This is a genomic window from Haloferax sp. s1, from assembly GCF_058382125.1.
Window position 1 is genome coordinate 1 of sequence record NZ_JBZRPK010000516.1, and the last position, 6407, is coordinate 6407.

A 6407-nucleotide genomic window follows, 5' to 3' on the forward strand; every position below is an offset into this window, starting at 1 on the left:
GTGGACGACACCAACAGTGTTGACGCCCCCAAGGAACGCCACCAGAACGGAAAACGCGTCGGCGAAATCCTCACAGTCGAACCGGGACGGTCGGTACGGCAGCCATGCCGTCGACGACGCGAGTCCTCGAAGAACGTCGACGTCTTTGCTCGAGGGTGCGAGGTACGTTCCGTCGGAGTAAACCACCTCCAAATCGGGCGACTGACCGTACTCAGGAATCGCCTCGACGAGTGCAGCGTCTAGGTGATCGCGTGTCACTTCGGTCGTGTCGGGCGAGGGTACTCCCCACCGGTCTTCAAGGAACGAACGAAGCTTCGTCTCGAACTGGATGGCGGCGCGGTGGGCCTTGTTGGTTCGACCGCCGAGATAGGCGGCGACGCCGGCGACGACGAGGCCGACGAGCGATACAACTGCTGGGGGTGAGTGGTCGAGCATGAGTAAGTAACTGGAAACAGTGGTGTGGTCAGGCGCTCGCCCCGGTGGGTCATCGCGTCTGCTGGTTAGTTCTGCTTGAGCCGGGCGATGTTGGACTCGAGGTCGTCGAGTCGTTCACGGAGGGTCTGCATCGATCCGAGCTGGTAGGTCGCTCCCTTTGGTGTCGTCCCTTCGTTTTTGATCTGGAATGGGCCGTTCCCTGGGAGTTCGTCGGGGTCAATCGCGTTGATTACGGACCACGATTCGGGGCGTAACGGCACAGTCACTGTTGCCTCAAACTGTGCGTCTTGGAGGTCTTCCAGGAGGCGCTGAGCGAAGAGCGTACACGCCTGAGGTGTTGTGAGACCGCTCACGTATTCGACGCGAGCCTTCGAGTAATCCGCTCCGTCGACGGCGAACTGTCCCACCGGACGGAATCGATAATCAACTTCGACTTCAGCACCGTCCGTGATAGCCCCACCCGACCGTGTGGTGATGGTGCCGTCGGCAAGCGAGGAGACAACGTAGTCGTCGCCCTCGTCGTAGATCGTCCCATCGCTCGGATCGCGAACGATGACACTTCCCGAAACAACCTCCGATTCGTCGAGTGAGACTGCTGTTCCATGGTTGGCAGTGATGCGTTCCCCCGACCGCGGCACTGGGTCGCCTTTGACGATGACGGCTTTGACGCGCTCTCCTGTCCGCCGTGTCACAGAGTACTTCGTGAGCGACGAGGCTTGTTGTGTGGCCTCTCGTTGTCCGGGATAGGTCCACTCAACGGACTTCGTTCCGTTCTCGATGCGGAACTCCCAGAGTGCATCGACCTCTTCTGCGAGCGTCGTGAGTGCGTCTTCGAGCGACGTATCGATGCGACGGTTAACCACCAGCGGCGTCGTGTCGAGGTCGGCCTCGATTGAAAATGAGTCGAGTGTCTGGCCGTTGAATCCCGAGGTTGGTGTCTTGGTCGACCGAGTCCCGTATCGTGAGAGTCGGACCCGGAGTGCAACCTCTCCATAAGGTTGACTGAAGTCCTTCGAGAGTGTCGTCGTGTTCGACGCGGTTGCGAGTGTGTTCCGATGGCCGTCGAGGAGAATGAGTTTCTGTGCACCGCTCGTATCCGCCATCGAGACAGAGACAGACGCACCGGTGATGCTTCGAGTCGTCTCCGTGGGTTCGAAGGTAATATCCCACTGATCGGGTCGTTCTTCGGGTCCGGAGAGGTAGCCATTCGCGTCGAGAGTGTTCGGGAATGAGTAGCTGAAGCGGTCGTCGTAGACCGCCACTACATCGAAGTTGATTCGGTCATCGGGGTTGCCGACAGTCCCGTCTGTGACCTCGATAACGAGTTGGTGTGTCGAGCCTGCGGAGAGGTCCGGGCCGTTGTAGTCCGTAGCGAAATCATCCCATCGAACTCCGAGATAGTTCGTCTGAAACGACGCAGGATCGAAGATGACGTTGTCATCGAGGCGTATCTCAATCACCGGTGGCTTGACTCTCCCATCATCATCTCCATCTCGGAAGTCTGCACGTATTTTGACCGCAACGTGCTCGGCGGGGACGTCGTATTCGGGCGTGAACGTGTATACTGCATTATCGCCCGTCGACGACAGTTTCGTGTCGATTCCGGTTGCCTCACCGTTGGAGTAATTCTCGCTGCTGAACTGCCCGCTGATGAACTGTGATTCTGCCTCGAACACCCAGCACGACTGCAGGAGCCGGATTTTGCTGTTCTCGACTTTAATCGGGTCTGTTGGTTGGACAGCCTCATCGAGACGGTCGAGGAGTTCCTGTGTCGTATCCCCGGACTGAACCGGCACACTCGTCTCATTCGACGATTCCTTCGAATCGACGTTTGCTGTGTACGATGTCGTCGCAGCGAGGTCCTTGACGACCGTGTCGATCTGTTCGGTATCGTATTCGGTGTCGATGCGAGTTTGTCCCTCAACGAAGCCACGCCCGACGAGAATGGTTGCCGACCGCTCTTCTGACTCCGATACTTCGGTATCTTCGAGCGCCTCGATAGGTTGTCGCGTGCCGTTGAACCACACATTCATCGTGGCGTCTTCCCACGAATCATCGAGCCACGCCTCGTCGAATCGAACCGGAATGTGGACCTCTGGACGCTGGTTCGTCGCCGGCTTCAGCTCCGGCTCACCGACAACATCGGGGCGACGCACTCGTCCAGTCGGTGGGTGAATAACCTCGACGGTCCAGTTGTTTGGTGATGGGATTGCGCTCATGGTTACTGTTGGGTGTCGCTTTTTGCACGGAGCCCGACACTCGTGGCCGGACTCTTCGTCGACGTCGACGCGATTGGTGACAGCTTTGTCTGGAGACCACTCGGTGTCGCCGACGATTCGTTGGTCGGCCGTGTGAACAGGACCTCGTCAGTACCTCGGAAGAGCGTGAAATTCAGCGCGTAGAACACCCCCGTATCAGTGTCTTCAAACTCGATCTGGCCGGTGATCGAGCCGGGAGAGACCTCGAAAAAGACCACATCGAACAACCGCCACGTACTCGACCCTAACGACTGCAGCGACCACTCACTCAAACTCTCGTCCCACTCGTAAGCGTAGAGCCGTGGTTCATCGAGGTCGAATCGGAGACGAAGCCGCCCGGACTCAACAATCGGGTCACCAGCATAGGTGTGAGCTGGCGAGAAGACGTGCTGCCAGGTCGACTTCACGACGGCGGACTTGAGACCACCGACGGTCGTCGGGACAGTCGTCGACGAGCCGACGGTCGTCCTCGAGGACAGGACATGCTCTTTATCCCGACCGTGGGTATCCCAGACGCGGCAGTCAGTTTTCCCGACGTCCTCGTACTCGATGTCGTAGATGAGTTCCGGTCGGTCGAATGACGGCTCCGTCGGGTCATAGCGGTTGATATCGCCGAACTCGGTGGGGACAGTCGACTGGACTGTCGCCGCCTCGCGAGCCCCGGACACTGGATCGAACCACCGGACACGCGATGCAGTAGCGGGTGCTGCAACACGTTGGGTTGTTCCGGTCCCGAAGTCGTTCGTTACGTCGCGCTCGTTCGACGGGATCGTCTTGACTGCCCGCCAGAACTCGGCTTTTGTCCCCTTCCGAGTGAGCGTGCCCTCAAACCGGTGGAATGAATCGGTCTGTGGGACTTCTGGGCGGGCGTCGATATCTTTCAGTGAGTAGTAGGCGTCTTTCGAGTCTGGGCCGTCAACGGCGAAGAGAGGCACCGTCCCATACCCTTTCGCGGCGAACAACTCCTCGAGCTCGGCAGCCATGAGACGGGCGTACTTGAGACGAAATCCACCGGAGAGCGTGAACTGTGCTGGCGACGATGCGGTCCGATTCACGTTTGCGGGCCCGGACGTAACCGCACCCTCGGCGGTGACCTCACCGCCTTCTTTCGTCGAGGACTGAGTCTGTGCATCGCCAGGGATGGTCAGCGTGTAAAGACGTCGTGTCCCCATCAGAAGGCCTCCCGGAGGATTGCGTCGACGGGTTCACTTGCGTCGATTGTCTCGACGAACACGATTGAGCCGTCGTAGATTGATGCCCCGCTGTCAGGCGTGTCCCACGTCAGAGTCGGGTCTTCGACGAGCACGTTGAGTGGGCTGTAAACCCCTTCTTCGGAGTATTCACCAAACTCCAGCTTGGCCGGGTTGATCGTGTCGATCTTCGCGACCTGGAGCCATCGAGCGAGGACCTGCATCTGCTCAACGGCGGATGCCCCGGTCGCATCTGTTGCAGTGACCTCGCCTGGGTCTCCCGTATCGCCCCACTGAACGTCTGGTGGCGACCCCGACCAGCCGCTGTAGTCGACTTCGATTGATCTCAGCCCACCGCCAGCGTCGACGGCGAGTTTCTGTCGTCGCGCGCCGTTTGGGAAGAGAGAGTCGAGTTCGTTTGCTCCGACCTGGTCGGCGTAGTCGCCAACAAAGCTCGTGATCGAACTGAGGTCACCAGCCGACTCGAACGCGTACGACCGCGTTACCTGTGTCGTAATGCGCAGATCACCGCGCATCACGAAACGTCCAGTCTCGTTGACTCCATCACCGTCGATATCGACGTCCGGAATGACGAGTGTTGCACTGTCGACGGTCGTCACTGATCGGTCCCTCCGCTAATCGTGGTACTCTGGTGTCTCATGGACTTTGAGAACAGGTGCGCTCTACCCCGGCGCAGGGGGGTCAGTAACTGTTTACTGAATCAATGCATTCCGCCATGCGATAAGTAAATCAACTTTGAGAGGCTGACAAGATATCTACTAACAGGAGCGAGAATACTGCGTCTCCGAGAGATTTGGAGGGACTATTCGTGGAGAGCGTCAAGCAATTCAATGTCTTCTTCCATGAATTGCATAATCCGCTCTCGGTAGTGTTCCGAGTCCCGCTCTTGGTGGGAGAGACTCATTTCTATCTCACATTTGGGTGTAGCTTGGCTTGAGTCTTTCTGTGAGTTATGGATGTAGCTTCCCCTCATCAATATATCCAGTTTCAAGCCACTCAGCGAGTTCTGCAGTATCGAATCGACGAATTCGCTTCATAACCCGCTCAGCGACACTATCGTCTTTCGGAGATTTGCAGGGGGCCAAGCCGTGTCGGTCCAAGTAGTCTCTCATCGCCAACCACGCCGTACGCTTGTTGCCATCCTCGAAGTAGTGTTCAGTAGCAATCATCTGGAGAAGTGCTGCTGCGCGGCGATAAACAGTGTCTTCCTCAGCAACTTCACACAGGCGTCGCTTGAATTTTAGCCGTGCGGCTGCAACTTGGGTCCCTCTGTGTTTGAGACCCCACCGCTGTTCTACCATATCATGAATTATTAGAATCTCCTCCGCCGTAGGGAGGTCGTCAGTCATTAGTACGGTTTCAGGCATGGGATGATAAAAATCGACATGTTTCCAGTAGCCAATATCTATATACGCCTGTCCTCTATGTTGAACATAGTTCAACATAGAGGGCAAGCTAGTTGTTCTAGATATCTCTAGTTGTCGATTGGGAGGGTGGTTTTGGAAGACAATGGAGAGTACTTCGTCTAGATGCGAGAATTCTTAATAGATAAAGTGGGAGCACCAGCCGGACATCCCATACGGGACACTTCGCGAACTCACACAGTTCGAGTAACGACGGCGGCTCATTTTTTGCGGGGAAACACTCATACGCCCTGTCACGATACGGTGGAGTATGGAATTTCCAACTTGGGCGTGGATCGAAGCTCTTGGGCTCTTCTCCGGAATTTCTGGCATAGGGCTTGCCATCTCTCGTAGTGATTCTCTACTGGCTTCGATTTCGTTTGGCTTGGCAGGTTTTGCATTTTCACACTTTGTCGTCCGCCGAGACCTACGCCGGTTCGAAAAAGCGGGCGGGTGACTGCCACTATCCAAGAACGCTGAAGATATTCTTCTTGATGCGCTCGAATTCCTTGTCGAGCTTTTGATCAAGGTCACGACGGTCTCGGATCTCAACTGAAGCGTTGACATCGACACGCTCCACGCCACCCCCCTTAGTCCGTTTGAGAGCTGCCCGGTTCGTCTTCTTTTCTCGCGGTGCAGGCTTCATCGCTACCTGAATCTTCTGTTGCTGTGGCGGTTTCATATCTCCAAACAACCGTTCGAGCCACGTTTTCTTGTTACTCCGTTGAGCACGTTTGGTTTCCCGAGCAGCGAGGATTGCTGGGAGTGCTATCGGTGCACCAGCGGTGGTGGCGGGGGCAGACCCTTCCAAGAGCCGCTTGAAAGCACCGCCAACTGCTGCAGCACCTCCGCTAACTGCTCCCCCTAAGACAATCTTTTCAGGTTTGAGGTTGATCTGCGGTATCTCAAACGGCTGGCTGTCAGACGTCGCCGTCGGCGAGGGTGACGGTGCTGGGGCTGGTGATGGTGATTCGACAGGCAACGGGAGCCACCCAGGCCGGTTGACCTCTAACGGCGGTATCTTCGAAATGGGGACCGGGGGGATCTCGGGCACACGAACCGTTAGCTCAGGAACCTCCGGGACGTCGACCGGGAACGGT

At 57.1% G+C, this 6407-nt stretch carries 6 protein-coding genes; all 6 read right to left on the bottom strand.

Annotation, left to right across the window (positions count from 1 at the left end; translation table 11 throughout):
- A partial coding sequence (locus tag QT222_RS08475; protein ID WP_491476914.1) for a hypothetical protein occupies positions 1–435 on the bottom strand: 435 nt, incomplete at its 3' end.
- Between the two features lie 65 nt (positions 436–500).
- Positions 501–2654 (bottom strand): hypothetical protein, encoded by a 2154-nt coding sequence (locus QT222_RS08480; RefSeq protein ID WP_491476915.1) that lies wholly within the window; start codon positions 2652–2654, stop codon positions 501–503.
- Between the two features lie 2 nt (positions 2655–2656).
- Positions 2657–3865 carry a hypothetical protein gene (locus QT222_RS08485; protein WP_491476916.1) on the bottom strand — a complete coding sequence of 403 codons (1209 nt, stop codon included), beginning with the start codon at positions 3863–3865 and terminating at the stop codon, positions 2657–2659.
- The gene (locus tag QT222_RS08490) at positions 3865–4503 is read right to left on the bottom strand and encodes a hypothetical protein (RefSeq protein ID WP_491476917.1); all 639 of its coding nucleotides are present in this window, start codon (positions 4501–4503) and stop codon (positions 3865–3867) included. Before QT222_RS08490 ends, QT222_RS08485 begins: the two co-directional genes overlap by 1 nt.
- Before the next feature lie 351 nt (positions 4504–4854).
- A complete protein-coding gene (locus QT222_RS08495; RefSeq protein ID WP_491476918.1) occupies positions 4855–5253 on the bottom strand; it encodes a Fic family protein in 399 nt (132 codons plus the stop codon).
- A 517-nt stretch (positions 5254–5770) separates the two neighbouring features.
- Positions 5771–6407: hypothetical protein (locus QT222_RS08500; protein WP_491476919.1), on the bottom strand; the 637-nt coding region annotated here is incomplete at its 5' end.